This is a genomic window from Paenibacillus sp. J5 (genome assembly GCF_054955055.1).
Window position 1 is genome coordinate 73,775 of record NZ_JBUEDD010000012.1, and the last position, 26,466, is coordinate 100,240.

The 26,466-nt window shown below is 55.0% G+C and carries 29 protein-coding genes; 28 read left to right on the forward strand and 1 reads right to left on the reverse strand.

Annotated features, from left to right (window positions below; all coding sequences use genetic code 11):
* Positions 1-3 precede the first annotated feature (3 nt).
* The 21 genes from aroB to ACY1JZ_RS20850 all read left to right on the forward strand — a co-directional run bounded on the left by aroB (position 4) and on the right by ACY1JZ_RS20850 (position 19,680).
* Complete coding sequence (gene aroB, locus ACY1JZ_RS20750; protein WP_462630781.1) at positions 4-1,098, forward strand: 3-dehydroquinate synthase; 1,095 nt, start codon at positions 4-6, stop codon at positions 1,096-1,098.
* 7 nt (positions 1,099-1,105) lie between these two features.
* Entirely contained in the window at positions 1,106-1,477 is a 372-nt protein-coding gene (gene aroH, locus ACY1JZ_RS20755) for a chorismate mutase (protein WP_462630782.1), read from the forward strand.
* Positions 1,478-2,009: 532 nt separating this feature from the next.
* Complete coding sequence (gene trpE, locus ACY1JZ_RS20760; RefSeq protein WP_462630870.1) at positions 2,010-3,566, forward strand: anthranilate synthase component I; 1,557 nt, start codon at positions 2,010-2,012, stop codon at positions 3,564-3,566.
* A 9-nt stretch (positions 3,567-3,575) separates the two neighbouring features.
* Entirely contained in the window at positions 3,576-4,619 is a 1,044-nt protein-coding gene (trpD, locus tag ACY1JZ_RS20765; RefSeq protein WP_462630783.1) for an anthranilate phosphoribosyltransferase, read from the forward strand.
* Positions 4,609-5,406: an indole-3-glycerol phosphate synthase TrpC gene (gene trpC, locus ACY1JZ_RS20770; protein ID WP_462630784.1), complete on the forward strand. Its 798-nt coding sequence runs from the start codon at positions 4,609-4,611 to the stop codon at positions 5,404-5,406. Before trpD ends, trpC begins: the two co-directional genes overlap by 11 nt.
* Positions 5,403-6,071 carry a phosphoribosylanthranilate isomerase gene (locus ACY1JZ_RS20775; RefSeq protein WP_462630785.1) on the forward strand — a complete coding sequence of 223 codons (669 nt, stop codon included), beginning with the start codon at positions 5,403-5,405 and terminating at the stop codon, positions 6,069-6,071. Before trpC ends, ACY1JZ_RS20775 begins: the two co-directional genes overlap by 4 nt.
* Entirely contained in the window at positions 6,068-7,273 is a 1,206-nt protein-coding gene (trpB, locus tag ACY1JZ_RS20780; protein WP_462630786.1) for a tryptophan synthase subunit beta, read from the forward strand. The genes ACY1JZ_RS20775 and trpB overlap by 4 nt, the downstream gene beginning before the upstream one ends.
* Positions 7,260-8,072, forward strand: a complete 813-nt coding sequence (gene trpA / locus ACY1JZ_RS20785) for a tryptophan synthase subunit alpha (RefSeq protein ID WP_270171560.1) — start codon at positions 7,260-7,262, stop codon at positions 8,070-8,072. The genes trpB and trpA overlap by 14 nt, the downstream gene beginning before the upstream one ends.
* Before the next feature lie 197 nt (positions 8,073-8,269).
* Positions 8,270-9,367, forward strand: a complete 1,098-nt coding sequence (gene hisC, locus ACY1JZ_RS20790) for a histidinol-phosphate transaminase (protein ID WP_462630787.1) — start codon at positions 8,270-8,272, stop codon at positions 9,365-9,367.
* A gap of 3 nt (positions 9,368-9,370) precedes the next feature.
* Positions 9,371-10,462, forward strand: coding sequence for a prephenate dehydrogenase (locus tag ACY1JZ_RS20795; protein ID WP_462630788.1), 1,092 nt, complete (start codon positions 9,371-9,373; stop codon positions 10,460-10,462).
* 508 nt (positions 10,463-10,970) lie between these two features.
* Complete coding sequence (locus tag ACY1JZ_RS20800; RefSeq protein ID WP_270171557.1) at positions 10,971-11,567, forward strand: RNA polymerase sigma factor; 597 nt, start codon at positions 10,971-10,973, stop codon at positions 11,565-11,567.
* Positions 11,564-12,166, forward strand: a complete 603-nt coding sequence (locus ACY1JZ_RS20805) for an anti-sigma factor family protein (RefSeq protein ID WP_270171555.1) — start codon at positions 11,564-11,566, stop codon at positions 12,164-12,166. Before ACY1JZ_RS20800 ends, ACY1JZ_RS20805 begins: the two co-directional genes overlap by 4 nt.
* A gap of 179 nt (positions 12,167-12,345) precedes the next feature.
* A complete protein-coding gene (locus ACY1JZ_RS20810; RefSeq protein ID WP_462630789.1) occupies positions 12,346-12,906 on the forward strand; it encodes a histidine phosphatase family protein in 561 nt (186 codons plus the stop codon).
* A gap of 77 nt (positions 12,907-12,983) precedes the next feature.
* Positions 12,984-14,213, forward strand: a complete 1,230-nt coding sequence (locus ACY1JZ_RS20815; RefSeq protein WP_462630790.1) for a hypothetical protein — start codon at positions 12,984-12,986, stop codon at positions 14,211-14,213.
* 395 nt (positions 14,214-14,608) lie between these two features.
* On the forward strand, positions 14,609-14,794 hold the full coding sequence (locus ACY1JZ_RS20820; RefSeq protein ID WP_270171550.1) for an IDEAL domain-containing protein: 186 nt from the start codon (positions 14,609-14,611) through the stop codon (positions 14,792-14,794).
* A gap of 233 nt (positions 14,795-15,027) precedes the next feature.
* Positions 15,028-15,474, forward strand: a complete 447-nt coding sequence (locus ACY1JZ_RS20825) for a DUF2487 family protein (RefSeq protein ID WP_462630791.1) — start codon at positions 15,028-15,030, stop codon at positions 15,472-15,474.
* Between the two features lie 217 nt (positions 15,475-15,691).
* On the forward strand, positions 15,692-16,222 hold the full coding sequence (locus tag ACY1JZ_RS20830) for a QcrA and Rieske domain-containing protein (protein WP_270171546.1): 531 nt from the start codon (positions 15,692-15,694) through the stop codon (positions 16,220-16,222).
* A 17-nt stretch (positions 16,223-16,239) separates the two neighbouring features.
* Positions 16,240-16,911: a menaquinol-cytochrome c reductase cytochrome b subunit gene (gene qcrB / locus ACY1JZ_RS20835; RefSeq protein WP_270171544.1), complete on the forward strand. Its 672-nt coding sequence runs from the start codon at positions 16,240-16,242 to the stop codon at positions 16,909-16,911.
* 18 nt (positions 16,912-16,929) lie between these two features.
* On the forward strand, positions 16,930-17,802 hold the full coding sequence (locus tag ACY1JZ_RS20840) for a menaquinol-cytochrome c reductase cytochrome b/c subunit (RefSeq protein WP_270171542.1): 873 nt from the start codon (positions 16,930-16,932) through the stop codon (positions 17,800-17,802).
* A gap of 283 nt (positions 17,803-18,085) precedes the next feature.
* Complete coding sequence (locus ACY1JZ_RS20845; protein ID WP_462630792.1) at positions 18,086-18,733, forward strand: DUF1405 domain-containing protein; 648 nt, start codon at positions 18,086-18,088, stop codon at positions 18,731-18,733.
* Positions 18,734-18,801: 68 nt separating this feature from the next.
* Positions 18,802-19,680: a sporulation protein YpjB gene (locus tag ACY1JZ_RS20850; RefSeq protein WP_462630793.1), complete on the forward strand. Its 879-nt coding sequence runs from the start codon at positions 18,802-18,804 to the stop codon at positions 19,678-19,680.
* Here the strand turns inward: ACY1JZ_RS20850 and ACY1JZ_RS20855 are convergent.
* Positions 19,667-20,536, reverse strand: coding sequence for a YitT family protein (locus ACY1JZ_RS20855; RefSeq protein ID WP_442954891.1), 870 nt, complete (start codon positions 20,534-20,536; stop codon positions 19,667-19,669). The genes ACY1JZ_RS20850 and ACY1JZ_RS20855 overlap by 14 nt on opposite strands.
* Positions 20,537-20,808: 272 nt before the next feature.
* Here ACY1JZ_RS20855 and ACY1JZ_RS20860 point away from each other — a divergent pair, with 272 nt between their 5' ends.
* The 7 genes from ACY1JZ_RS20860 (at position 20,809) to ACY1JZ_RS20890 (ending at position 26,464) form a co-directional block, all read left to right on the forward strand.
* On the forward strand, positions 20,809-21,165 hold the full coding sequence (locus ACY1JZ_RS20860; RefSeq protein ID WP_270171538.1) for a nucleotide pyrophosphohydrolase: 357 nt from the start codon (positions 20,809-20,811) through the stop codon (positions 21,163-21,165).
* A gap of 52 nt (positions 21,166-21,217) precedes the next feature.
* Complete coding sequence (locus ACY1JZ_RS20865) at positions 21,218-21,763, forward strand: tetratricopeptide repeat protein (RefSeq protein ID WP_462630794.1); 546 nt, start codon at positions 21,218-21,220, stop codon at positions 21,761-21,763.
* 8 nt (positions 21,764-21,771) lie between these two features.
* Positions 21,772-22,575 (forward strand): 4-hydroxy-tetrahydrodipicolinate reductase, encoded by an 804-nt coding sequence (gene dapB / locus ACY1JZ_RS20870; RefSeq protein WP_270171534.1) that lies wholly within the window; start codon positions 21,772-21,774, stop codon positions 22,573-22,575.
* Between the two features lie 35 nt (positions 22,576-22,610).
* Positions 22,611-23,033, forward strand: coding sequence for a methylglyoxal synthase (locus tag ACY1JZ_RS20875; RefSeq protein ID WP_270171532.1), 423 nt, complete (start codon positions 22,611-22,613; stop codon positions 23,031-23,033).
* Positions 23,030-23,731 carry a bacillithiol biosynthesis deacetylase BshB1 gene (gene bshB1 / locus ACY1JZ_RS20880; RefSeq protein WP_462630795.1) on the forward strand — a complete coding sequence of 234 codons (702 nt, stop codon included), beginning with the start codon at positions 23,030-23,032 and terminating at the stop codon, positions 23,729-23,731. The genes ACY1JZ_RS20875 and bshB1 overlap by 4 nt, the downstream gene beginning before the upstream one ends.
* Positions 23,732-23,853: 122 nt before the next feature.
* Complete coding sequence (bshA, locus tag ACY1JZ_RS20885) at positions 23,854-25,014, forward strand: N-acetyl-alpha-D-glucosaminyl L-malate synthase BshA (RefSeq protein ID WP_270171529.1); 1,161 nt, start codon at positions 23,854-23,856, stop codon at positions 25,012-25,014.
* The gene (locus ACY1JZ_RS20890) at positions 25,007-26,464 is read left to right on the forward strand and encodes a CCA tRNA nucleotidyltransferase (RefSeq protein ID WP_462630796.1); all 1,458 of its coding nucleotides are present in this window, start codon (positions 25,007-25,009) and stop codon (positions 26,462-26,464) included. The genes bshA and ACY1JZ_RS20890 overlap by 8 nt, the downstream gene beginning before the upstream one ends.
* Positions 26,465-26,466 lie beyond the last annotated feature (2 nt).

The following is a 26,466-nucleotide window of genomic DNA, read 5'->3' on the forward strand; positions in this document are numbered from 1 at the left end:
GATATGAGAGAACTGACAGTTGATTTGGGAGAGCGCTCGTACCCGATTTACATCGGAGAGGGAGTGCTGAAGGATATTGCAGCCCTGTTCGACAAGCATGGCATAAGCAAGAAATCGCCGCTGCTTATCGTATCGGATACGAATGTTGCCCCCCGGTTTTTGCCGCAGTTTGAGGCCAGTCTGGCGGAGGGCGGATACAGCACGGTCTCCGCTGTCGTTCCTGCAGGAGAAGCGTCCAAGTCGATCGCTCAATTCGAGCAGCTCATTACAGTGGCGCTCGAAGCGGGGCTTGACCGCAACTCGGCGGTTATCGCGCTTGGCGGGGGCGTAGTTGGCGATCTGGCGGGCTATGTCGCTGCTGCGTACATGCGTGGAACCCGCTTCATTCAGATTCCGACGACGATACTCGCGCATGACAGCAGCGTAGGGGGCAAGGTAGCGGTCAACCATCCGCAAGCGAAGAATATCATCGGCGCCTTCCATCAGCCGGAGATGGTGCTGTATGATCTACTTACGCTGCAGACGCTGCCGCCACGCGAGGTGAGAAGCGGGCTGGCAGAGGTGGTCAAGCATGGCTTGATCTGGGATGCCGAATTTGTAGATTGGATCGATGAGCATGCTGACAAGCTGCTGGCGCTTGACCCAGAGGCGCTCGGCTATGCCCTGTACAAGGGCTGTGGCGTCAAGGCCTCTGTCGTCTCGCAGGATGAGCGGGAGAATGACCTGCGGGCGATTCTTAACCTCGGGCATACGATAGGTCATGCGCTGGAGGCTGTGGCGAACTACAATGAGCTGCAGCACGGAGAGGCGATTGCGATCGGGATGGTCGGCGCAGCACGACTAGGGGTGGAGCTCGGCGCGCCTGCCGAGGTATACGAGATCACGAAGCGAGTTCTTCAGCGTGTGGGCCTGCCTGTCGCGGTGCCGCAGCATCTGGATACCGACGAGATTATGAGCGCGATGATGCATGACAAGAAGTTCAAGGAAGGCCGGATGGTCTATATTATACCGACGGCGATCGGCAAGGTCGAGATTAACAAGGCGATGTCAGCCGATAGCGTCAGGGCAGTAGTGGAGCAGTTGAAACAGGAAGGGTGAGCTTGAAGTGAGTGTGCGGGGTATTCGAGGGGCAACAACAGTAGAAGTCAATGAAGAGGGCGTTATTTTGGCGGCGACCAGCGAGCTGCTGCAGGAGATCGTGAAGGAAAACCAGATCATTCCGACAGACATTTGCAGCATCTGGATTACGGTGACGCAAGACCTGGACGCGACGTTTCCGGCCAAGGTGATTCGTGAGATGGCCGGCTGGGAGCTTGTTCCACTGATGTGTTCGCTGGAGGTTCCGGTCAAGGGGAGCCTGGAGAAATGCATTCGTTTCATGGTTCATGTTAATACGGATAAGCAGCAGAGCGAGATTCGCCATGTCTATCTGGGCAGAGCTCGGGCGTTGCGACCGGATTTTAGCGGCAAATCCTAATTGTATGGCGGTTTTGGTTGACGATATGAGCTGTGGTGTTGTATAGTGGAATCATTATTTGTTATGCATGAGTTGGATGGGCATATGGGAATGAAGCTTGAGGCTGTGTTCCATATCCATCTGCGTCTGACTGCCGGGTTCTCCTTCAGAGGAAGGGGGAGCGGAAGACAGGCGAGCAGAGCAGAGCTAGCAGTGTTTAGAATAGCCGAGATGAGCTAAGTGAGTGAGCCAGATGAATAGCAGATGGGTCTTTCGAGTAACAAGCCGCCGGTCGTGTAAGCGCCATGGCTTGGTAGAGATACATCCCGCGGCGGATCGCCGCCTCCTGCAAGCGTGTTGACCGGAAGGACAGCGCCATTGCAGCAAGGGAGGGATGTCATCGTTGGAGCCTGCTGTTACTGCGCTTTCCTGATCTGATCGTATATTCGCTCCTGCTGCGGCAGGAGCTTTTTTATTGCTCATTCTGCTGAGCCAGTCCGGTGCTTCAATCAGACGTTATTCATTTGAACGAGGAAGGGAAGGGATGAGAGCGATGACAAACGAGCTGCAGAAGGTCATGTCGTTGGCTGGTGAATATAACTTGATTCCGATTGTACGCCACGCGATGGCGGATACGGAGACGCCAATCCGATTGTTTCAGCATTTTTATCGCGAGAAGCGGGCATTTCTGCTGGAGAGTGTAGAGGGCGGGGTCAAATGGGCGCGTTATTCGTTCATCGGCACGGACCCGTTCATGATGATTTCGGGCAAGCAGGGCGAGATGGTGATCGAGCAGCATGGAGAGAAGCGGGTGTTCAAGGATAAGCCGATTGAGACGCTCAAGGCTTACCTGAGCAGCTACCGCAGTCCGGCAAGCGACGAGCTGCCGCCCTTTACGGGGGGAGCGATCGGGTTCTTCGGCTATGATCTGCTGCAATATTATGAGAAGCTTCCTGCCCATCGACTCGATGATCTCCAGATGAATGATCTGCAATTCATGTTCTGCGACCAGATTATCGTATTCGATCATTTCAAGCAGCAGTTGCAGGTGATCGGCAATGTTCATATTCCCGAGCAGGCCACAGATGAACAGATTCGCAGTGCCTATGAGACGACCGTTGCGAAAATTACCGCTGTACTGGAACGGCTGCAGCAGCCACCAGCATTGCCAGTGATGGCGAGCGGCATCGTGCCTGCTGATCCTGAGCTTGGCGAGGTGCATTCGAATGTAACGAAGGAGCAGTTCATTGCCAATGTGGAGCAGGCGAAGGAATATATTCGATCAGGCGATATTTTCCAGGTCGTTCTATCCCAGCGGTTCAGCATCGAGACAGAGGTTGATCCGCTGCAGGTGTACCGTATTCTGCGGACGATGAATCCGTCTCCATATATGTATTATCTGAAAATGGACGATGAGGTCATCGTCGGCACATCGCCAGAGGCGCTCGTCAAGGTGGATCATGGGCGGGTGGAGACCCGGCCGATTGCAGGTACGAGGCCGCGCGGCAAGACACCGGAGCAGGATCTGCAGCTCGAACGTGAGCTGCTGGCCGATGAGAAGGAGCGAGCGGAGCATCTTATGCTGGTTGATCTGGGACGAAACGACATTGGCCGCGTCTGCGAGTTCGGCTCCGTAACCTGTGATTCCTATATGGAGATTGAACGATACTCGCATGTTATGCATATCGTCTCCAACGTCTCGGGCAAGCTGCGCGCTGACAAGGATTTCTTTGATGCCTTCGTCTCCTGCCTGCCGGCCGGAACGGTATCTGGCGCACCGAAGCTGCGGGCGATGGAGATTATCGCCGAGCTGGAGAATGAAGCTCGCGGCGCTTATGCAGGAGCAATCGGCTACCTGGGCTTTGGCGGCAGTCTGAATACATGCATTACGATCCGCACAATTATCTTCAAGCAGGGCAAGGCCTATGTGCAGGCCGGAGCCGGAATCGTCTGGGATTCGGTGCCAGAGAGCGAGTACATGGAGACGGTCAACAAGGCGATGGCGCTGCTCAAGGCTATCCGCGCTGCAGAGCTGATGTTTCCCGTTCAGTCACCGGCGCCGCAGGACGGAATTAAGGTCACGAATATCGATTACCATCTAAAAGCGTAGGGGGCGGGGATGATGACGATTGTAGGAATGCAGCAGGCGCTGGCCAGAGTCGTGGGCGGAGAAAGCCTGAGCCGCGAGGAAGCGGCTGCTATCATGGAGTTGATCATGAACGGGGAGGCGACCTCGGCGCAGATCGCCGCACTTGTCACCGCAATGCGGATGAAGGGCGAGACCGTCGACGAGATTACCGGCTTCGCCCAAGTGATGCGTGCCAAGGCGAGCCGTGTAACCACGGAGCAGGAAGGGCTGCTCGATACGTGCGGCACTGGTGGCTCCGGCATTCATAAGTTCAACATATCGACAGCCTCGGCCATTATTGCTGCCGCGGCGGGCATCCGCGTCGCCAAGCACGGCAACCGGGCGATGTCCGGCAAGGCTGGTTCAGCGGACGTGCTGGAGGCGCTCGGTGTCAATATTACGCTGACCGCAGACCAGGCGGCGCGCTGTCTGGATTCCATCGGCATCTGCTTCATGTTCGCGCAGCTCTACCACCCTTCGCTGCGTCATGCAGCCGGGCCACGCAAGGAGCTGGGCATTCGCAGCATCTTCAATATGCTGGGGCCGCTGACCAACCCTGCGGGAGCGGATCGTCAACTGCTCGGCATCTACGAGCGCTCGCGCACCGAGACGGTGGCTGGCGTGCTGCAGCAGCTCGGGCTGAAGCGAGCGATGATCGTCAGCAGCCATGACGGGCTGGATGAGATCAGCCTGTCAGCGCCGTCCCAGCTTTCGGAGCTGAACGGTGGGGTCATTCGCACCTATGATATTACGCCAGAGGAGCTGGGCCTGCGCCGCTGCACCCTGGGCGATGTGATGGGCGGGGATGCCGCCGTTAATGCAGGCATTATTCGCCGGGTGTTCAGCGGCGAGGAGCGGGGAGCTTACCGCGATATTATCGCAGCCAACGCCGGGGCATGCATCTATGTAGGAGGCGCTGCCTCCTCGCTGATCGAGGGCGTACAGCAAGCACAGGCGATTATGGAGCAAGGAGCCGCACAGCGCAAGCTGGAGCAGCTAATACGGACGACAGGAGAGTTGGCTCATGTTTCTTGATAAAATTGTTGCAGTTAAACGCAAGGAAGCAGATGATCTTGCGGAGACATTCTCTTTGGCAGATTACGAGCGTCAGATTGCCGCGATGCCGCAAACCCGTGGATTTGAGCGGGCGCTGACTACCGGACGCCGCCGTGCGCTGGGTCTGATCGCTGAGGTGAAGAAGGCTTCGCCATCCAAGGGGCTAATTCGCGGCGACTTCGATCCCGTTCAACTCGCTGCCATCTATGAGCGTCATGGAGCGGATTGCATCTCGGTACTGACAGATCAGGATTTCTTCCAGGGGAGCAACGCGTATCTGACCCAGGTGCGGGAGCAGGTGAAGGTACCGCTGCTGCGAAAGGACTTTATTATAGACTATCGCCAAGTGTACGAGGCTCGTGTCATCGGTGCGGATGCTGTGCTGCTGATCGCGGCAATCCTCAGCTCCAGGCAACTGAATGAATACTATGATCTGGCCAAGTCACTCGGGATGGATGTGCTCGTGGAGGTGCATGACCGCGAGGAGCTGGAGGCGGTGCTGGAGCTGAATAAGGCGACGCTGATCGGCGTCAACAATCGCAATCTGAAAACCTTCGTGACAGATATTCATAATACAGAGCAGTTAATAGATTTGATGCCGAAGTCGGTGACGGTCATTAGCGAGAGCGGCATCTCTACTCCGAAGGAGATTGATTATTTGCAGGGAGTGGGCGCGCATGGCGTGCTTGTCGGCGAGCATTTCATGCGGCAAGCAGATGTCGGCGCTGCCGTCGAGAAATTGATGGGCCCGATCGATAGAGCATGAGTGTCCATATCAAGGTATGCGGCTTGAAGGAAGCGGAGCACATCCGGGAGCTGGAGGGACTGGCGATCAGCCAAGTGGGCTTCGTGCTGGCGCCCAGCCGCCGTCAGGTTACGACGCAGCAGGCAGGCGTACTGGCAGGCGCAGTGGGGCTGCTGCGCAATGGCAAGGGGCAGCGCATCGAGACAGTAGGTGTCGTCGTCAATGCATCGCTGGCGGAGCTGTCGGCGATTATCGATGCTGCGCCGCTGGATGTGCTGCAACTGCACGGGGCGGAGAGCCCGGAGCTATGCCGAGAGGTTCGCGAGCAGCTTGGCGTGAAGGTATGGAAGGTGTTCTCGCTTGCCGCAGGCGCGGCAAATATAGAGGCAGAGGAGCCGCAGCGTCTGCTGCAGCCCTATGCAGGTACGATCGATGGTGTGGTGATCGATACAGCCGGAGGCGGCACAGGGCAGGTATTCGACTGGCACAGCATCCCCGCCTACAAGGCGGCCTGCAGGCAACTGGGAGTGCCATTGTATGTGGCTGGCGGTCTGCACGCTGGTAATGTCGGCGATCTGCTGGCCTATGAGCCGGATGGGGTAGATGTATCGAGCGGCGTAGAGACGAATGGGATGAAGGATATAGAGAAAATCAGGGGATTTGTTGAAAGGGTGATACGGCAATGAGTCAGGTACCTGACAAAAACGGGCGCTACGGCAAGTTTGGAGGCCGCTACGTGCCGGAGACGTTGATGAATGCACTGTTCGAGCTGGAGGAAGCGTTCGATCACTATACGAAGGATGAGCAATTCAATGCGGAGCTGCGCTATCTGCTCAAGCAATATTCCGGCAGGCCAACGCCGCTGTATTATGCAGAGCGGCTCTCGAATCATCTGGGCGGCGCGAAGATCTATCTGAAGCGCGAAGACCTGAACCATACAGGCGCTCATAAGATCAACAATTCGCTGGCGCAGGCGCTGCTGGCCAAGCGAATGGGCAAGACGAAGGTTATCGCCGAGACGGGCGCAGGCCAGCACGGGGTAGCATCAGCGACGGCCGCGGCGCTGCTCGGTCTGGAGTGCAAGGTGTTCATGGGCGAGGAGGACATGAAGCGGCAGCAATTGAACGTCTTCCGTATGCGGCTGCTTGGCGCAGAGGTGGTGCCGGTGACGTCGGGCACGCGGACGCTCAAGGATGCCTGCAACGAGACGCTGCGCTACTGGGTGAGCCATGTGACGGATACGTATTACATTCTCGGCTCTGTGACGGGTCCACACCCGTATCCGAAGATGGTGCGCGACTTCCAACGGATCATCGGGGACGAGACCAGAGAGCAGATGTTGAACGAGCAGGGCAAGCTGCCGGATTATGTGGTGGCGGCGGTCGGCGGCGGCAGTAATGCGATCGGTATCTTTTACCCCTTCCTCGGGGACGAGTCGGTTCGCCTGATCGGAGCTGAGGCAGCCGGCAAGGGTACTGAAACGACGGAGCATGCAGCCACGTTGACCAAGGGGCGGCACGGCGTGTTCCAGGGCTCGCTCAGCTATGTGCTGCAGGATGAGCATGGACAGGTGCTGCCGGCGCATTCGATCTCGGCTGGACTGGACTATCCGGGCATCGGGCCGGAGCACGCCTACCTGAAGGACAGCGGCCGTGCCAGCTATGAGCCGATTACCGATGCGGAGGCGCTGGAGGCGCTGCAACTGCTGTCGCGCACCGAGGGTATTATTCCTGCGCTGGAATCGGCCCACGCGATTGCACAGACGATGAAGCTGGCGCCAACTCTGGCTGCCGACCAGACGATTGTCGTCAATCTGTCAGGGCGCGGGGACAAGGACGTTGAGGCTATTATGGGGTATTTGGAGGGGAATGCGCATGAATCACATTGATCAGACGTTTGCTGCGTTGAAGGAGCAGGGCAAGACAGCGCTCATGCCTTTCTTGACGGTAGGCGACCCGGATGCCCAGACGACGATTGAGATTATTCGCAAGCTGGAGGAGGCGGGCGCGGACATTCTGGAGCTTGGGGTGCCTTACTCTGACCCGCTCGCTGACGGCCCAGTTATCCAGCGTGCTTCCGGTCGCGCGCTGGAGCATGGAATTACGATTACGGAGTGCATCCAGGTGGCTGCCGACGCGCGGGCAGCGGGTGTCAAGCTGCCCTTTATCCTGTTCACGTATTATAATCCGGTCTTCCAGCTTGGTCTGAAGCCCTTCTTCGAGCTGCTTCGCGGCAAGGGGATCAGCGGCTTGATTATACCGGATCTGCCGCTTGAGGAGGATGAGGAGCTGCGTGCCATGGCAGAGCAGGAGAACATTCATCTCATCCCGTTGGTGGCGCCAACCTCAAGAGAGCGAATTGCCCAGATAACGGGTCGTGCCAGAGGCTTTATCTACTGTGTGTCCTCGCTCGGCGTAACGGGCGTCCGTTCGGACTTCCATGCCGGTATAGACAGCTTCCTGAACGACGTGCGGCAGTCGACCGACCTGCCGATTGCGATCGGCTTTGGCATCTCCTCCAGAGAGCATGTCGAGCGCTTCTCGCAGCAGTGTGACGGCGTTGTAGTCGGCAGCGCGATTGTGAAGCGGATCGAGGAGGCGCTGCCGCTGCTGGAAAGTCCGGAGCAGCGCGAGCAAGGACTGGAGCAGATCCGTGAGTTTGTGCAAGAGCTGAAGAGCGGAGCGTAGGGCGAGCTTCTCAACCCGATCAAGGATCATTCGCCGCCTGTTCGTTTATGATCATCCCGTAAGGCAATCACGTATGCACAGCAGCATGCCAGAGCGCCGGACGGGATGATTTTTGACTTTTCATTAGGGCGTGGATGTGAGAGAATGAGAAGGATTATGTTCTGATAGGGAAAGAGAAATTCAATGAGGTGATTGTAGTGCAGCCCAAGAAACATATCGTTCATCTGCCTGTCTATCAGCCAGGCAAGCCTGTTGAAGAGGTCAAGCGCGAGCTGGGATTGACCGAGGTGATCAAGCTGGCCTCCAATGAGAATCCATTTGGCTGTTCGGACAAGGCCAAGGAAGCCATAGTAGCCGAGCTTGCGAATACAAGCATATACCCTGACGGAGCCAGCGTCTCGCTGACGGCTGAAGCTGCGGCGAGGCTCGGTGTCGAGACGAACCAGATTATTTTCGGCGCCGGCTCGGATGATGTGATTCTGATGCTGGCGCGCGCGTTCTTCGTGCCTGGCGACGAGACGATCATGGCGGATCAGACCTTCGCCCAGTACAAGCATAACGCCGAGATCGAGAATGCAACCATTATCGAGGTGCCGCTCAACGATGGCAAGCATGATCTGCCGGCGATGCTGGCGGCTGTAACAGATAGAACCAAGATCATCTGGATCTGCAATCCGAATAATCCGACAGGAACGATCGTTACACATGATGAGCTGGAGCAGTTCTTGCGTCAGGTGCCGCCTAGCGTGCTGGTCGTGCTTGATGAGGCCTATTGCGAGTATGTCTATGATGAGGAGTTCCCGCGCGGCCTTGAGCTGCTGAAGTCGTACAAGAACCTCGTGCTGCTGCGCACCTTCTCCAAAATCTATGGCCTCGCTGCATTGCGCGTCGGCTATGGCATCGGGCACCCAGAAGTAATCAGCCTGATCAATCTGGTTCGCGAGCCATTCAATACGAGCCGTTTCGGACAGGCTGCCGCTAGGGCAGCGCTAACAGACGAAGAGTTCGTCGCACGCTGCCACGAGCTGAACAAGCAGGGCATTGCCTATGTAACCGGCGAGCTGGAGCGGCTCGATCTGAGCTACTTCCCGGCGCATGGCAACTTTGTCATGTTTGATACGAAGCATCCTTCCGCACAGGTATTTGACGGCCTGCTCAAGCGCGGCATCATTTCCCGTGCCAAATGGTCGAAGTATCCGACCCATATACGGATTACAATCGGCAGCCGCGAGCAAAACGAAAGGTTCATCGCTGCGCTGGAGCAAGTATTGCAGGAATTGGCGGTGCAGGTATAGACGATGACAACTATAGCTATATTCGGTGTCGGCCTGATCGGAGGCTCTCTGGCACTGTGCTTCAAGGGCAAGCCCGACCTTCATGTCATCGGGCATTCGATACGACCGTCGTCCGTAGAGAAATATGTACAACGCGGCGTTGTGGATGAAGGAACAACGTCGATGCAGGCGGCTGCAGAGGCTGCTGATTTCATCTTCCTCTGTGTGCCTGTAGGCAATCTGGAGGAATATGTGCAGAAGCTCAGCAGCTTTAAGCTCAAGCCTGGCTGTATCATCACCGATGTCGGCAGCACCAAGGCGTCGGTGACAGCCTGTGCGCGCCGTTACCACCTGGAGGGGGCGTACTTCATCGGCGGTCATCCGATGGCCGGATCGGAGCGCTCTGGCGTCGAAGCGGCCAGCTCGTTTCTGTTCGAGAACGCCTACTATGTCCTCACACCAGATCAGGATGCTCCGCCGGAGGCTGTCGAGCGGCTGCGCACCCTGCTGGAGCATACGAGAGCGCATATCGTCTTGGTGGATGCGGTGGAGCATGATCAGATTGTCGGCGCGATCAGTCATCTGCCGCATATTATTGCCGCGCTGCTCGTGAACCAGGTTCGCGGCTATCACGAAGGCAATCCGCTCTATGGCTCGCTTGCGGCAGGAGGGTTCCGCGATATTACCCGGATTGCATCAAGTGATCCTGTCATATGGCGTGACATCCTTATCAACAACCGCGACGTAATGCTGGAGCTGCTATGCGACTGGCAGCAGGAGACCGAGCGGATGATCGGTATCCTGCAGCGTGCAGACGGCGCGGCTGTGGAGAAGGCCTTTGAGCTTGCGGGCGAGTTTCGCAGCCGTCTGCCGGAGCGGCGCAAGGGCATGATCCATTCGCTGTATGAATGCTATGTCGATGTGCCGGATCATCCGGGCATTATCGGCCGCATCGCCACGGAGCTTGGCAATCATCGCATTAATCTGAGCAATCTCCAAATCATTGAGAGCAGGGAGGATGTGCCTGGCGTGCTGCGGCTGTCCTTCCGTGAGCAGAGCGATCTGGATGGGGCTGTGGAGCTGCTGGAGTCGCTAGGCTATCATACGCATTATTAATCCGAGCAGGGGCAGGCTTGAAGGTAACAGAGTCTGTCCCTGCACTCTTATGCTGCAGCGTTGTATAACGGCGACCAGCAGAAAATAATTTCACAAAAAATGAAAGCGCTTATTGACAAACTGAAAACGGATACATATAATAAAAGTACAGTATGGTTTCTCTCCACTCCTATCCAAATACTTCTTGCCTTGCAAATAGGCAAAGAGCCGCTAATTAGCGGCTCATTTTTTTTTTGGCGAATTTCCAGTTTGCAGCAACCTTTGATTGGCCTTCGCCGTCTGTTAGGTTGGAATATGCGGTGAAACGTCAATTTCTTATACAAATCTTAAGGTACGCTTCTCGAAGGATATGATACAATAGAGATAATTGTTTGCCGCGAGCTATTATTCCTCGATGATTTCGATTTTTTATTCCTATACCGCAACTTTTTGCTCCCGATTCGGTACATATCTATAAGCAATGCCGAACTGGGTAGATCACTCCGAGGGCCAAGGAGGGTCGCACTTCATGACCGATTCCCAGTTAATTAGAGAGATTAAGGATGGCAACGTACAGCTTTATTCGGAATTGATGCGACGCTACCAACGCAAGATACTCTCGTTTATATTTCATATGTTGAAGAGCGCGCAGTTGGAGCTGATGGCAGAGGATCTTTGTTCAGAAACCTTCTACAAGGCGTACCGAAGCCTTCATTCCTTCCGAGAAGTTGATGCTTCCTTTTCTACGTGGCTGTATACAATTGCCCGCAATACGGTTCTAAGCGAGCTTCGCAAGCAAAAGAATGCCCATCTCTCGCTTGACGAGTCAGGATACATACCGGTAGCCCCGCTAGATGCTGTTCCCGAGCAGCAGGTGCTGCAGAACGAGCGGATGTCGCTAGTGCGTGAGGCGATTAATAATCTTCCTGAGAAGCAGCGCTCTGCCCTTATACTTAGGGAGTACGATCAGCTTGATTATCAGGAGATAGCGAATATACTCGGTCAGACGGTTAGCTCCGTCAAATCCTTGCTATTCCGTGCGAGAGCCAGCGTGAAGCTGCAGCTTGAACCCTATTTTGGAGAACAACTGGCAGTGGAAGAATTTGAAGGGATGAAGACACGATGAAATGCCATGAGGTTCAAGAGGCGCTCGGGGTCTACTGGGATCTCCCAGAGAATGACCCTGAACGAATGGCGATTGATCGGCATCTTCAGCAATGCGAGAGCTGCATGGAGGAGTTTCGCATCTGGGAAGAAAGTGAAGCCATGATTCGCAGTGCTGCGGAAAGTCCAGCCGGGATGGAACCGATGGATGACATTACTCGCGGAGTTATGGAACGGATCTATATGGAGCAAGCCTGGATGCAGCCGATTAACGAGCGCCGTTATCAGCTCAGCAAGGTGTTCAAGCGGAATGTAGCTGCTGTGATCGCATGCTGTATGGCGATGTTCGTCTGCGGATTCGTATATTTTCTATTTGGAGAGCGCACGGACCCGCAAGCAACAGTATCCAATATTACCGGTCTGCTCGATACGGTGAATGCCAATGAAGGCATTTCGCTGATCAGCACCGATTTTTACAACGAAATTCCTGTTGCAAGCATCAGTGATCCCTTTGTGTTGAATGTCGTGCCAACTGTACCGCAATATTGGGTCGCACTGTCGATATTAGGGATCATTGTAACGCTGCTTATACTGAATTGGCTGTCTCGAACTCGAACATAGCTCACGTCTCCAGCGTATGGTGCTGGAGACGTTTGTTTTATGTGGAAATAATTATCTATCGAGGTAATTCCGTCTAAATCGATATGACTTGATGTACAACTTGTTTTGGCTTATATTGTTGTGATAAACAACATCAGACAGGAGGATGAATCATGCAGGATACAAGGAGATTAGGTTGGGTGAGACATGGCAGGACCGACTGGAACGCTCTTGGCAAAATCCAGGGTCAGACCGACATTCCGCTGAATGAGGAGGGGATATTGCAAGCAAGGTCGCTGGCCAGAAGGCTTGCGCAGGAGCCGTGGCAATGGGAGGCTGTCATTGCTAGTCCGCTGTCGCGGGCAATGGATACAGCGCGGATCGTAGCGGATACGCTCGCTATTCCGTTGCTGCCCCCGGATGAGCGGCTCAAGGAACGGAGCTTTGGCGAGATCGAGGGCACTACAGAGGAGGAACGGCTGGAGAGATGGGGAGCACAATGGCGCCAGACCTATACAGGACAAGAGAGCGATGAGTCTGTCAAGGAGCGTGGATTCGCATTCATTAACGATTGGCTAAGCAGAGAAGAGCCACGGCGGTTGCTCGTCGTTACACATGGCAGCTTCCTGACCCAGATGCTTCATGCGCAGTGCAGCGGGCTTGACCGCAGCTATATTGGCAATCTATCCTATTCCGTTGCAGAATACCGTGAGAACAGATGGCACTCTTTGTTGCATAATTGTATGGCCCACCTGAAATAAACCTTCGTCCATACGTTTATTTTCCCATAATCTTCCCATAATGGTTAGTACACCGCATATGAACCGGAGGGGAGATTATGAATCTTGCAGAGATGCTTGGTTACGCAGATATCGGGCAATTGAGCCGCATCGCAGATGTATACCATTGCGACTGCAACAGCCATTCCAAAAATGATCTGATTCAGTCCATACTCCGGGCGATTAGCAATAAAGAAGGATTTAAAAATGTGGTCAGCTCCATGAGCTGGGAGGAGAAGCGATTTTTAAATTCCTTGCTCTTCGATTCGCAAAATGCATTCAGTCTGGAAGAATTGATCGCCCGGGTTCAGCTAAGCCGCTTCGATCTGGAGGCTCAGCACGGTGCAGTTTCCTCTGCGTCGTCCCAGCCTGCAGCATCTGTTAAGCGTGAAGGCTCCGTCACCTCCGCCTCGGTGAAACGTACCAGGAAGGCCAGGGCGGAGGTGCAGAAGCAGCAACCGCAGACGCCGCGGGAGATCATCAGCCGATTCAAGCAGACCGGCTGGCTGTTCAACGGCTTCTCGGGTCCCAGTCGCTACCTGTTTCATATTCCTGATGATCTGAAGACGAGATTTGGAGATGAACTGGCTCGCCAACTGCGCAGCTCGCTTCGCTACACCGGAGAGCCGGAGGGCTTCCGCGATGAGCAGGGGCTGCTTGCAGAGGATCTGCTGGCGCTATTGCATTACACGGCTAGACAGGAACCGCCGCTGAATGCAGAGGGCTCGATGTACAAGCGCAATGTGCAGCAACTGCTGGACAGCCTGCATATTCGCGAGGAGCTGCCTGCAAGGGGAGCGTGGCGCTTCGGTTATGGCAGACGCATCAAGGACTATCCGAATCGTCTCTCGCTGCTCTATGACTATGCTTATTACAATGAGCTGTTGGCGGAGCAAGGCGAGAAGCTGGTATTGACGGCCAAAGGTCAGCGCTGGGCCGAGGAGCGGATACTGGAGGAGCCCACGAGAATCTACCGGTTCTGGCTACGGTTGTACAAGGGAGCGGTGCCGAATCTGCTCTCGCTCGCCGGGTGGGTCGATCGGCTGGCGGATCAATGGGTTACTGTTGCATCGTTGCGCACTGCGCTGGAGCCGCTGATTAAGCCGTATTATTACGACAACCCTTCAGCTATATTTGATGAGCGAATTCTTCGTATGATGATGCATCAAGGCTTGCTGCAGATAGGCGAGAAGCAGGGAGAGGGAATGGTCATTCGTATGACCCGTATCGGCCGGGCGGTGGTTGCTGGTGTCTATGTAGCGGTTCATGACCGCATCGAGCTGGAGTAGGCTGCAGCATATTCCAATGTAGCCGGGGCCATAGCACGCGAGCATCCGGCACCGAGTGAATATGCTTATTAGTAGGAGCAGGTTTAGGGCGTGTCTGAACACTCTGAACGGAACAGATCTGGCCGAATTTTCGTTCCAGGCAAGGCGCTTTTTCGCAGGCGTACCGGGGGTACGTCAAGAAAAAGCAACGCAGCATGGGGCGAAAAGGCGGGGAGAGATGCCCTTGAACGGGTTTTCAGACACGACCTAGTTGAAGCAGATGACAAGAGACTCCTCTCCTGCCGAATCTTCTCCGGCTGATAAGCCTGCTGCGGAGAGAGAGGGCTGGGGATCAGCATGGCGCACACACAATTGGACGATAGGATCTCTTGAACGATTGGTTGGAGGTGCATCCTATGGATAAAATGAAAATGACGTATGAGACGATGTTGGGCTTGGCTGCGGAGATGCTGCTGGATGACGCGGTTCTGAAATTTCGGAAAGAACGTCTATATAAAGCGATTGACACTGCATTGGCAGACGGGGATGAGATGACATTCAAGGAGCTGACCAATGAATTGAAATCGATACAGGCTTCCTAAGCTGCAATTGCAGCTACAGGCAGGCTTGCTTTGGATCGGCCGAAAGCGCCAATAATAAGACAACTTAGGCAAGTTCCCCTTCCAGGGCCCCGTGCATATGCAATTGGGGTCATCTTTTTTCTTCTATTACACCTGCGAAGCAGGTGGTACAGTTGCCGCCTGACTTGTTTGGCGGCTTGTTATCATGTAACATAATTATATATATGTAGAAATACGATTGCGGGAGGGGCAGCATGAAGTTTAGCGACATTGAAGCGGAGCGCTGGGAGGAACTGAAGCCATATCTGGATACGTGCCTGCTTCCGGTGACCGGGCTGGACGGGACGGAGACGCCATATGAGGCGACAAGCGCGCTGGAGAATTTGCGGGATGTGATGGCCCTGGTGGAGGTTCCATTCAAGGGCAGGCTGGTGACCTATCCTGCTTATCATTTCTATGACCCGTCGGATCATATGCGACTGGACGAGCTGTGCAGACGTCTGCGTATGACGGGCTTTCGTTATATTATTGTGGCGACAGCCAAGCCTATGCTTGGTCTGGCAGGAGTTTCGGCTGACTTGTTCATTGCACCTGACGCAGATGGGGCATATCCTCAGGCGTCTGAAGTTCAGCAGGCCGTGGCCGCCATGTGGCAGCGCCAGCAGCAAAAAAACGAGACCGAGGCCGTTGCGACAGAATAAAAAACAGCCTGCTTTGGAATGATAGTACCATACAAGGTCAATTGTGACAAAATCCCAACAAATTTTGACGCGAAACCAAAATCATGAACCTAAAAAATGTGGCATATTCTTGACGGTCTTGGACACCTAGGCTATTATAAGTAATGTCCTAGTTCGTCGTGTGTTTTGTCGTGCGACAAAACGCAAGATACGGTTGGTAAGGGGGGTAGAACAGAATATGAGTAACCATGAACACCATGATTCCGCACATCAACCCGTCAAGCGTAAGGAAATGTCACGCCGCCAGTTTTTGGCTTATACGCTTGGAGGAACAACGGCTTTCCTGGCTGCAGGTCCAGTTCTGCCGATGGTACGCTTTGCGGTTGATCCAATCCTAACAAAGAAAACAGAAGGCACATTCGTCAAGGTTGTGGAAGAAAGCAAGATTACGAATGAGCCGCAGGAATTCAAGTTCCAGGTGCATCAGGTGGATGGCTGGTATGAGAGCGATCCTGAGATGGCTGCCTGGATCGCGAAGGATAGTCAAGGTAATGTTTTTGCCCTCTCGCCGGTATGCAAGCACTTGGGATGTACAATTAACTGGAACTCGCAGAACGACAATCAGTATTTTTGTCCATGCCATGAAGCGAAGTACACCAAAGAAGGCAAGAATCTGAAGGTTGCACCGTCTCCACTGGACGAGTACGACTTGAAGATTGAGGATGGCTTCATCTATCTTGGACCGGTTAAACCGAACACTAAAGTATAAGGAGGGCGTACATTCAGATGTTTAAGGGTGTATACAATTGGATTGACGAACGTCTTGATATTACGCCAATGTGGAGGGACGTAGCGGATCATGAGGTTCCTGAGCATGTCAACCCCGCTCACCATTTCTCTGCATTCGTATACTGTTTCGGCGGTCTGACGTTTTTTATCACAGTCATTCAGATCTTGTCAGGAATGTTCCTGACGATGTATTACGTGCCGGATATTATTAACGCTTACGCGAGCGTTGACTATCTGCAGCACAAGGTTGCATTCGGCGGTATTGTTCGCGCGATGCACCACTGGGGCGCAAGCCTTGTCATTGTAATGATGTTTTTACATACCCTGCGCGTATTCTTCACTGGCTCCTACAAGGCGCCGCGCGAGATGAACTGGGTTGTAGGGATGTTGATTTTCTTCATCATGCTTGGACTTGGTCTGACCGGCTATTTGTTGCCTTGGGACAACAAGGCATACTTCGCCACGAAGGTTACCCTGCAAATCGCTGAATCAGTGCCTTACCTGGGACCATACATTAAGGAGCTGCTGAACGGCGGGGAGATTGTCGGCGCGCAAACGCTAACACGCTTCTTTGCAATTCACGTCTTCTTCTTGCCGGGAGCATTGCTCGCACTGCTTGCAGCGCACTTCTTCATGATTCGGAAGCAAGGGATTTCCGGACCACTATAAGCGAAGGGAGGGTTCTTCATGGCGCATGGCCATAATTCTAAAGAAAAGGTCGTATTTGTCGGCGATTCGCGTATCCGCAAGGATGGCAGAATGGCGAACATACCACCTGATTTCACTGCATTTCCCGGGAAGTCCGAGGCGTTCATTCCTTACTTCCTGCTGAAAGAATGGATGGTTGGTGCGGTTGTGCTGGTCGGATTTCTCGTTCTGACAATTGCCCACCCTGCGCCGCTTGGTTATCCGGCGGACCCGATGAATGCATCGTTCATTCCGATGCCAGACTGGTATTTCCTGTTTATGTATCAGTTGCTTAAATATCCGTATGTGTCTGGTGATTATGTGGTGCTGGGGGTCATGGGGGTACCGGGTGTTGCCTTCGGCGCGTTGCTGCTCGCTCCTTTCCTGGATACAGGCAAGGAACGCCGCTTCTATCGCCGTCCGATCGCATCGGCCCTGATGCTATTGTCACTCATCTCCATTATTTACTTGACCAAGGTTTCATGGGATCATTACCAGCATCAGCTCGAAGCGACCAACACGAAGCCAGAGCATATCGTGCGTGAGGAGAAGGCTCGCGAGGCTTGGGAGAAGGGGCAGCCTGCTCCGAATCCGGTCAAGCGTGCAGCTCCGGTAGCTATCGTCGCTGAGGATGATCCGGCCTACGGAATCGTGAAGCAGAACTGTCTGAGCTGTCACGCGTCTGATATGAACGGCGGCAATGGTGTGCCTGCGCTGCGTGGTATCGGCGACCAGTATAGCAAGGATGAACTGTTGAACGTCATTACGAACGGCAATAATAATATGCCTTCCTTCAAGGATAGACTGTCTGCTGACGAGATCGATCAGGTTGCAACCTGGCTCTCCAAGCAGAAGAAGGAAGCCGCACAATAATGTTGCCTAGAACCTGATCGCAGCCTTGCGATCAGGTTTTTTTCTCTAGGTCGTGTCTGAAAACCCGTTCAAGGGCATCTCTCCCCGCCTTTTCGCCCCATGCTGCGTTGCTTTTTCTTGACGTACCCCCGGTACGCCTGCGAAAAAGCGCCTTGCCTGGAACGAAAATTCGGCCAGATCTGTTCCGTTCAGAGTTTTCAGACACGCCCTAAAATCATGGTTAAGGCGCTATAACGGGAGAAGGGTGCAATGCAGCCCTGTGGAAGTGAAAGGAGAGGCATGTATGCCATGGTCTTTGCTGCGGTTTTGGGACCGCGCTGTATTAATGAATCGCACCTTCTTGTTGCTGCTGCTGCTCGTGAATACCGGCGGCACCGTCTACGGCTACATGTGGTACGGCAATCAGCTTGCCTATACCTATGAGCATCATCCGCTGTGGCAGCTTGTATTTGTACCGGACAGCCCGACAGCGAGCCTGTTCTTCACCCTGTCGATACTGTTTCTGCTGTATCCGCCGCAGCGCCCGGGACGTCTCCTCCGAGGGCTGCGCGCTGTGCTGGAGGGGCTTGCTGTATGCACCTCGATCAAATACGGCATCTGGGCGGTAGCGATGATCTTTGCCGGGGCCGCGCAGGGTGATCCGCTGGAGTGGCAGCATTGGATGCTCGTCGCCTCTCATCTGGGGATGGCGCTGGAGGCGCTGCTCTATGTGCGCTTCATGGCATTTGGCAGATTAGGGGCGCTTGCCGCGCTCCTCTGGCTGCTGCTTAACGATACGATGGACTACACCTACGGTATTTTCCCGGCGTTATCCCGAGCCTTGCTGGATGATCTGGCGGCGATCGAGCGTTTCACGTATGGGCTGTCGTTGTTTAGCTTTGCAGTTGCGCTGCTGGCGCTGGCTGGACGAGGAAGGCAGCAGCGCTTGTAGTATATATTTGCTTCAATAGTTATAAAGCGGACATCCCCCCCATATGGTAGTATGGGGGGGATGTCCGTATGAGAGGAATCTGTGCTGCAATTGCTGCCGGCTTGCTATTGTTCAGTCTGTGTGGATGGCAGGCAGAGGCGCAGCAACGGGATATAGAGGATGGGAAGCGCGCTGCGGGCTATACCCGCGAGACGGTGCGATTGCTTGAGCTGTCGGACGAGCTGTATCAGAGTGCCTTTGCAGGCAACAGGCAGTTGGTCTTCCAATATACGCAGCGGCTGGCCCGTCTGTCGGCTGTGCCTGAGCTGCGCAGCGCTGTCGGCAGCGCTGCTGGCTGGAGAGAGCTGGATGCCACCACAAGACGGCTACAGCAGGTTATTCTAGGCGGCAAGCCGCATGCCGAGCTATGGCAAGCCAGTTCAAGGTTAATGCTGGCGTATGATGCGCTCGCCAAATCGGAGCAGGCGCTGTGGTTGAATTACGAGGAGGTGCTGAAGGAGGATGTGCGCCGCATCTTCCTCGCCTGGCGGACGCTGGAGAAGCATCATGCTGCAGCGGCTGTCGCGGCGCTTAAGCCACTGGAGGATCATGTTCGACTCATTCGGCCGGCAGCGCTGCTGGAGCGGGAGGTGGAGCAGGTGGAAGCGCTGCAGCAGAGCGTTGTGTTTGCTAGACGTCTGCTTGAGGCTGCGGCTGACGGGAGAGCGGACAGGTCGAGAGTGGAGCCGATGTTTGGCATCTTGGACGCTGCGATCGACCGATTGTTCGGGTCGCAGTATCCTACAGAGGCGGAGCCGGTCTTCTCTCCGGTATTGACGGGGATGCCATGGCGATGGACCTTGCTGTTATCCATCATTATTATTTCGGTGCTGAGCTTTTCCGGCTATCGCAGATACCGCTATGAGCGGGAGCGTATCGTGCCGCGCCAGCCGGTCAATCGGGATTAAAGCCCTCGCCCAGCACATCGTTCACCTCGCTAATAATAATGAAAGCCGATGGATCGACCGCCTTAATCACACTCTTGAGAGCTTGAATCTCCTGTCTGCTGACCACGCAGTAGACCATATGCATCGAACGGCCAGAGTACGCTCCAACAGCAGGCAGCAGTGTAACACCGCGCTCCAGCTCGCTGGTGATCCGCTCCGCGACGAGCAGGCCATTGTCGGTAATGACAGAGAAGGCTTTGGCTGCGTAAGCTCCTTCCTGAATAAAATCGATCACCTTGGAGGCAATGAAGACGGTCACGAGCGTATACAGCACCTTTTCCTTGGGAATGTAGAGCAGCGAAGCGGCGATAATGGCGAAATCAAGCGCCAGAATAATCTGTCCCATGCTCCAGCCTTTGCGGGCGGATAGGACACGGGCAATGATGTCGGCGCCTCCCGTCGTGCCGCCAAAGCGAAATACAAGGCCAAGTCCTGCGCCCAGGGTGACGCCAGCATAGAGCGCCGCCAAAATATAATCTGACGTCGTGTGGAACGGAACAAGCCAGCCACGGCGGATCAGTGCTTCCAGCAGAGCCAGACAGAAGGCTAATGAGCCTGTACCGATCAGGGTTAGCAGCATGGAGCGGCCGCCTAACAGCCGCCAGCCCACCAGAAACAGCGGAATATTGAGCAGCAGGGTGGAGACTGACAGCGGCCAGCCGAGCGCGTAGTTGAGCAAGACCGCCACCCCGGTCACGCCGCCTTCCATGAGCTGGTTGGGCAGGATGAAATAGTGAAGGCCGAAGGCGTAGATTGCCGTTCCGATCACGATGAAGGCAAGCGAACGGATGGAATGATATGCGGGGGACATAGGCATGAGGCCTCCTTGCGCTAGACATGAAGCCTGCGAATGCGCAGGCGTATAGATTGTTCAGATGAGCTGACGGTTCGCTCCAGGGTGTGTATGCTAGCTCCACAGGGTACGCCTGTGAGGGTTTGCATACATGCCCTAGTTAGCGTGCGCTTTCATTCGCTGTGTTATCCATCGATAAGCACAAGGTTGACCATTGTGTTCGACGTCGCTTTGCGATAACATATGTAGTAAACGTTAGGATAGCACTGAAATTTGATAGGGAAAGGGTAAGGAGTATGCCGGAGCAAACGGATCAAACGGAGAAATCATTAGCTGAAATTCAAAGAGAAGTCGATGCTTATATCAGCCAGTTCAAGGAAGGGTACTTCAGTCCGCTGGCGCTGCTGGCCAGACTGAGCGAGGAAGTTGGCGAGCTTGCGCGAGAGGTGAACCACGTCCACGGCGAAAAGCCCAAAAAGCCTGATGAGGCAGATAATTCAATCGAGATGGAGCTGGGCGACATCCTGTTCATATTGAATTGCTTCGCCAATTCGCTGAACATTGATCTGACCGAGGCGCATAATAAGGTGCTGAACAAGTTCAATACACGCGATGCGAATCGCTGGACACGCAAATCCTCAGAACGGGCTTAAGGCTTGGTACATATGCTATACCATCACTTCGACAACTAGGAGGATGGTATGGATGGAAGGCAAGGATAAGGTCGGCAAGGCATACGAATCCATCCTGTATGGCGATTTTGAGCAGGCAATCTACTGGTTCGAGCAAGCGATGGCGGATGAGCCGGACAACGCGGAGTATCCTTACCGCTGCTCCATAAGCTGCTCGCGCAGCGGCAAGTGGGCCAAGGCGCTTGAGTATGCAAGGCTGGCCGTGCAGCTTGCGCCAGAGCATTCCAAGTATCAGTATCAGCTTGGTATGGTGGAGGCGAGATGGCTGACAGCTCAGGCGGCGCGGCTGCTGGAATCTGCTAGCCCGGAGTATGCGGCGGCTTGTGAGCTGCTGGAGGAGGCATATGAGCGTGATCCACTGCACGCGCAGACATTGCTGCTGCTGGCTGCTGCTTACGATAAGCAGGCGCGATACCCTGAAGCGATGCATGCGCTAGGCCAGGTGCTCAAGCTGGAGCCGGGACATGCGGAGGCAGCCAGGCTGTATGACGAGTTGAAGCAGAAGGGCTGGAGAGTTGTTATGCCGACACATAGGAGAATAATAAAAAGAGAAGGGTGAGATTTCAGGTGACAGAGCGAATCAAAGTCGCTGTAGCAGGCGCAAGCGGCCGGATGGGGCGGGAAGTAGTAAAGATGGTGCTGGAGGATGAGACGTTGGAGCTCGTTGCGGCTGTCGCGCGCAGCACAGGCCAGATCGATGCCGGCTTGTTGGCACACAAGCCGGCCTGTGGCGTCCAGGTGACACAGGATCTGGCAGCCGCATTGCAGGCGACACAGCCCGATGTGCTGGTTGACTTTACGATACCGCATGTGGTCTACAGCAACTCGCTGACAGCGATCGAGCATGGCGTCCGCCCGATTATCGGTACGACCGGCTTTACACCTGAGCAGATCGAGCAGTTGGACAAGCTGTGCAAGGAGAAGGAAATTGGCGGGCTGATCGCGCCGAATTTCTCGATTGGCGCATTGCTGATGATGAAATTCGCTGCGGAGGCCTCTAAATATATGCCCCATGTGGAAATCATTGAGTACCATGGGGATCAGAAGCTGGATGCTCCGTCAGGCACCTCGATCAAGACCGCCGAGCTCATAGCTGAGGTGCGCGAGGAGCTGCGTCAGGGCAACCCGGAGGAGAAGGAAGTGCTGGAGGGCGCCCGCGGCGGCTATTATAACGGATTCCGCATACATAGTGTGCGTCTGCCCGGCGTATTTGCCCAGCAGGAGGTTGTATTTGGCGGTTATGGACAGACGCTGAAGATTCGCCATGATTCCTATGAGCGCGCTGGCTATATGCCAGGTGTAAACCAGGCGATCAAAAAGGTGATGAATTACACCGGGATGATCTACGGCTTTGAGCATTTAATGGACTAAGAACAGCAGCTTATAAGGCGCAGGAGGTAGACACGATGTTAAATATTGCATTTATAGCGCATGATCGCAAAAAGGATGAAATGGTGAATTTCGTCATTGCTTATGAGTCGGCATTTGCTCCTCATCAATTGTATTCGACCGGCACGACCGGCTCCAGAATTATGGAGCAGACAAAGCTGAGCATCCATCGGTTCATGTCCGGCCCTCTGGGCGGAGATCAGCAGATCGGCGCGCTCGTGGCGCAAAATGAAATGGACCTTATCATCTTCCTCCGCGACCCATTGATGGCACAGCCCCATGAGCCCGATATTATTGCCTTGCTGCGTCTATGCGATGTGCAGGGGATTCCGGTGGCGACCAACATTGCTACCGCCGAATTGCTGGTTCGGGCGCTGCAGCGCGGCGATTTCGCATGGAGAGAGCTCGTTCATAAATACAAGCCGGAGGAAGCCCAATGAGCCTTGCATCGGTGGAGTTGCTCGCGTTCGGTGCTCACCCGGATGATGTCGAGATCGGCATGAGCGGTACGCTGGCCAAGCATGTGGCGGCGGGCATCTCATGCGGCATCTGCGATCTGACTGAGGCGGAGATGTCCTCGAACGGCACACCCTTACTGCGTAGACAGGAGGCGCAGCAGGCCGCACAGGTGCTGGGTCTGTCTTATCGTAGCTGCCTGAAGCTGCCCGATCGTGGCCTGACGGGCAGTGCGGAGCAGGTGATGGCGATTACAGCGGAGATTCGCAGGCTCAAGCCGCGTATCGTGTTTGCCCCGTATTGGGATGACCGCCATCCTGACCATAATGCGTGCAGCAGGCTGGTGGAGGAAGCGGTATTTAATGCGAAGCTGCGTCGCTATATGCCGGAGCTGCCGGCTCATCAGGTGGAGCAGCTTGTATTTTATTATATTAATGACGTGAAGGACGTCGGCATGATGGTAGATGTCAGCTTGTACTATGAGCAGAAGCGACGTGCGCTTCGCGCCTACGTGTCGCAATTCACCGCGCCGTCTGCTGGTAATGACCAGGTGCTCACACCGCTGACCGGAGGCTATCTGGATAATGTGGAGGCGCGGGATCAGATGCTGGGTGCGACCAGGCAATGGCCGCATGCGGAAGGCTTTATTGTGAAACGTCCGATTCGGGTAGACTTGTTCTGATTCCACAATCCGGGCGGCGAAGAATGAATGGAAGCATGGCGATATATACTCAAATAAAACAGCGTGATCCGGTTGGATGGGAGCTGTCTGGCCGTTAGCTAAGAAATGGGGTGCATTATAGGATGAAATCGCTAAAGATTGGCATTACCTGTTATCCCACCTTGGGAGGCTCCGGGGTTGTTGCAACTGAGCTCGGGAAGCTGTTGGCGGAGAGAGGACATGAAATTCATTTTATAACTCATAGTATTCCGTTCCGTTTGGGACAATTCCATAAAAATATTTTTTATCATGAGGTCGAGGTTAACGATTATTATGTGTTCCGTTATCCGCCCTATGATATTTCGCTTGCGAGCAAGATGGCTCAGGTGGCCAAGATGCAGCAGCTTGATCTGCTCCATGTCCATTATGCGGTTCCCCATGCTATTTGCGCATTTTTGGCCAAGCAGATGATGGATCGTGACCTGAAGACGGTTACGACGCTCCATGGCACGGATATTACCGTGCTGGCACAGGATGAATCGCTTAAGGATCTGATTCGTCTGGCCATTACCCGCAGCGACGCCGTGACGGCGGTATCAGAGGATCTGATCCGTGAGACGCGGGAGCTGCTGGATATTACAGAGCCAATTGACCTGACTTACAATTTTGTAGACAAACGCATCTATTATCCGCGTGACGCGAGCTCTTTGCGCAAGGATTATGCAGCTCCCGGGGAAAAAGTTATTATGCACATCTCCAATTTCCGTCCGGTCAAGCGGGTATCAGATGTTGTAGATATATTCGCCCAGATTCTTCATTCCCTCCCTGCGAAGCTGCTGCTTGTCGGCGAAGGGCCGGAGCTGTCCAAGATTCAGTTCAAGATTAATGCGATGGGGCTTCAGCATAAGGTTCATTTTCTGGGCAAGCAAGAGGATGTCGCGCAGGTTATCTCGATGGCGGATCTGCTGCTGCTCCCCTCTGAGAAGGAAAGCTTCGGTCTTGTCGCGCTGGAAGCAATGGCTTGCGGCGTGCCAACGGTGGGATCGGTTGCGGGCGGCATCCCGGAGCTGGTGACGCATGGAGAGACGGGGTATCTGGCACCGATCGGCGACACAGAGGCGATGGCGCGTCATGCTGTCCATCTCCTGTCGGATGAGAAGCTGTATGCCAAGATGCGTGAGGCTTGCCTGCAGCGTGCGCGTGTAAGGTTCTGTAATGACCGAATTACGGCGGAGTATGAGCAGATCTACTATCGTGTGCTTGGTATGGAAGCCCCGGTGGCTCTTGAGGCATGCAGTGAGTAGCAATCATCCGCAGTTGCTTGAACATGCGCTGTTTCAAGCCGCGCTGCCGATCATTCACAGGCTGGAGCGAGCGGGATTCGAGACGGTGTTTGTTGGAGGCTGTGTGAGAGATCGGCTCGCTGGACGGGACATCTCGGATGTGGATATTGCTACGTCTGCGGCGCCAGATCAGGTCATCGAGCAGTTTGAGCATGTGATTCCGACCGGATTGCAGCATGGTACGGTAACGGTGGTGATGGACGGGGAGGCTTACGAGGTTACGACCTTTCGCAAGGAATCCGCCTATGAAGCGTACCGCAAGCCTTCCAGCGTCGAATTCATCTCGGATTTGGCGGAGGATTTGCGGCGACGGGATTTCACGATCAATGCAATGGCGATCAATGGCCGTGGACAGTTGCTCGATCCGTTCGGCGGGCAGGAGGATCTGCGAAGCGGCCTGGTGCGTTGTGTAGGCGATGCAGATGCGCGGCTGCAGGAGGATGCGCTGCGTATGCTGCGAGGCATCCGATTCGCCGCAGAATTCGGTACAGGCCGTGAGCCGATCGAGTCCGCCACCTGGGCGGCCATGCTCCGTCACCGCTCGCTATTACGGCACATTGCCATGGAGCGCGTGGGCGTCGAGCTGCACAAGATGGTGAAGGGTCGGCAGCCGGATCAGGCGATGAGGCTGCTTCATGCGAGCGGACTGCTGGCGCATACGAAGGAGGCGCTGCCCCTGGCGGGTGAGGCGGCTCTAGTAAGGTGGAGCCAGTACGCGGGGCTCCAGCGATCAGCGGAGTATGGAGTGGAGTGTGGAGCGGACGCTGAGAGCCAGGCGAGGCTTACTCTATCCGCCCTGGGGCATCCTTCCAGCCGCTGGGCGGCGCTGTGCATTGCCAGTGGACTGGACGAGCAGGAAGCGAGAGCGCTGATGCAGGCTCTGCGTTATTCTCGACACTATGAAGATGAGGTAACGAAGCTCGTAGCCTTGCATCTGCGGGGACTGGCGCAACTGGAGCAGGCGGCTGATGATTGGCGCAGGTCATGGACGCAGCTCATACTGGAGTATGGGACACACTATGCTGAACGATGGCTGGAGCTGCTGGAACAAGCACCTGATCTCACGTACCGTAGCATGGAATCGCTCGACATCGCTTGTGGATGCAGCGAGCTGGGCACAGATGTGGAGCAGGGGACCGCAGGGGCTACGAATTCACAGAAGCGGTCTGCTTCAGCAAGCACCGATGCGAGGCTTGCAGGGCTGAGGCTTGTGCTGCAGGAATTGCCGGTGCATTCATTGCAGCAACTGGTTGTGAATGGCAATGATCTGATGCAGCAGTTGGCTCTGAGGCCTGGCCCCCATATAAGAGTGCTGTTGCAGGAGCTGCTGCTCCAGGCTGCTCTAGGGGAAGTGCCCAATGAACAGGAAGCGCTGCTGCTGGCGGCGCGCCGCCTGGCAGAGAAGGAGTAATC

Bases quoted from the DNA above. Each gene is read 5' to 3' on its own strand.
- aroB (WP_462630781.1), top strand. From the start codon at position 4: ATGAGAGAACTGACAGTTGATTTGGGAGAGCGCTCGTACCCGATTTAC.
- trpE (WP_462630870.1), top strand. From the start codon at position 2,010: ATGACAAACGAGCTGCAGAAGGTCATGTCGTTGGCTGGTGAATATAAC.
- trpD (WP_462630783.1), top strand. From the start codon at position 3,576: ATGATGACGATTGTAGGAATGCAGCAGGCGCTGGCCAGAGTCGTGGGC.
- trpC (WP_462630784.1), top strand. From the start codon at position 4,609: ATGTTTCTTGATAAAATTGTTGCAGTTAAACGCAAGGAAGCAGATGAT.
- ACY1JZ_RS20775 (WP_462630785.1), top strand. From the start codon at position 5,403: ATGAGTGTCCATATCAAGGTATGCGGCTTGAAGGAAGCGGAGCACATC.
- trpB (WP_462630786.1), top strand. From the start codon at position 6,068: ATGAGTCAGGTACCTGACAAAAACGGGCGCTACGGCAAGTTTGGAGGC.
- trpA (WP_270171560.1), top strand. From the start codon at position 7,260: ATGAATCACATTGATCAGACGTTTGCTGCGTTGAAGGAGCAGGGCAAG.
- ACY1JZ_RS20795 (WP_462630788.1), top strand. From the start codon at position 9,371: ATGACAACTATAGCTATATTCGGTGTCGGCCTGATCGGAGGCTCTCTG.
- ACY1JZ_RS20800 (WP_270171557.1), top strand. From the start codon at position 10,971: ATGACCGATTCCCAGTTAATTAGAGAGATTAAGGATGGCAACGTACAG.
- ACY1JZ_RS20805 (WP_270171555.1), top strand. From the start codon at position 11,564: ATGAAATGCCATGAGGTTCAAGAGGCGCTCGGGGTCTACTGGGATCTC.
- ACY1JZ_RS20815 (WP_462630790.1), top strand. From the start codon at position 12,984: ATGAATCTTGCAGAGATGCTTGGTTACGCAGATATCGGGCAATTGAGC.
- ACY1JZ_RS20820 (WP_270171550.1), top strand. From the start codon at position 14,609: ATGGATAAAATGAAAATGACGTATGAGACGATGTTGGGCTTGGCTGCG.
- ACY1JZ_RS20825 (WP_462630791.1), top strand. From the start codon at position 15,028: ATGAAGTTTAGCGACATTGAAGCGGAGCGCTGGGAGGAACTGAAGCCA.
- ACY1JZ_RS20830 (WP_270171546.1), top strand. From the start codon at position 15,692: ATGAGTAACCATGAACACCATGATTCCGCACATCAACCCGTCAAGCGT.
- qcrB (WP_270171544.1), top strand. From the start codon at position 16,240: ATGTTTAAGGGTGTATACAATTGGATTGACGAACGTCTTGATATTACG.
- ACY1JZ_RS20840 (WP_270171542.1), top strand. From the start codon at position 16,930: ATGGCGCATGGCCATAATTCTAAAGAAAAGGTCGTATTTGTCGGCGAT.
- ACY1JZ_RS20845 (WP_462630792.1), top strand. From the start codon at position 18,086: ATGCCATGGTCTTTGCTGCGGTTTTGGGACCGCGCTGTATTAATGAAT.
- ACY1JZ_RS20850 (WP_462630793.1), top strand. From the start codon at position 18,802: ATGAGAGGAATCTGTGCTGCAATTGCTGCCGGCTTGCTATTGTTCAGT.
- ACY1JZ_RS20855 (WP_442954891.1), bottom strand. From the start codon at position 20,536: ATGCCTATGTCCCCCGCATATCATTCCATCCGTTCGCTTGCCTTCATC.
- ACY1JZ_RS20860 (WP_270171538.1), top strand. From the start codon at position 20,809: ATGCCGGAGCAAACGGATCAAACGGAGAAATCATTAGCTGAAATTCAA.
- ACY1JZ_RS20865 (WP_462630794.1), top strand. From the start codon at position 21,218: ATGGAAGGCAAGGATAAGGTCGGCAAGGCATACGAATCCATCCTGTAT.
- ACY1JZ_RS20875 (WP_270171532.1), top strand. From the start codon at position 22,611: ATGTTAAATATTGCATTTATAGCGCATGATCGCAAAAAGGATGAAATG.
- bshB1 (WP_462630795.1), top strand. From the start codon at position 23,030: ATGAGCCTTGCATCGGTGGAGTTGCTCGCGTTCGGTGCTCACCCGGAT.
- bshA (WP_270171529.1), top strand. From the start codon at position 23,854: ATGAAATCGCTAAAGATTGGCATTACCTGTTATCCCACCTTGGGAGGC.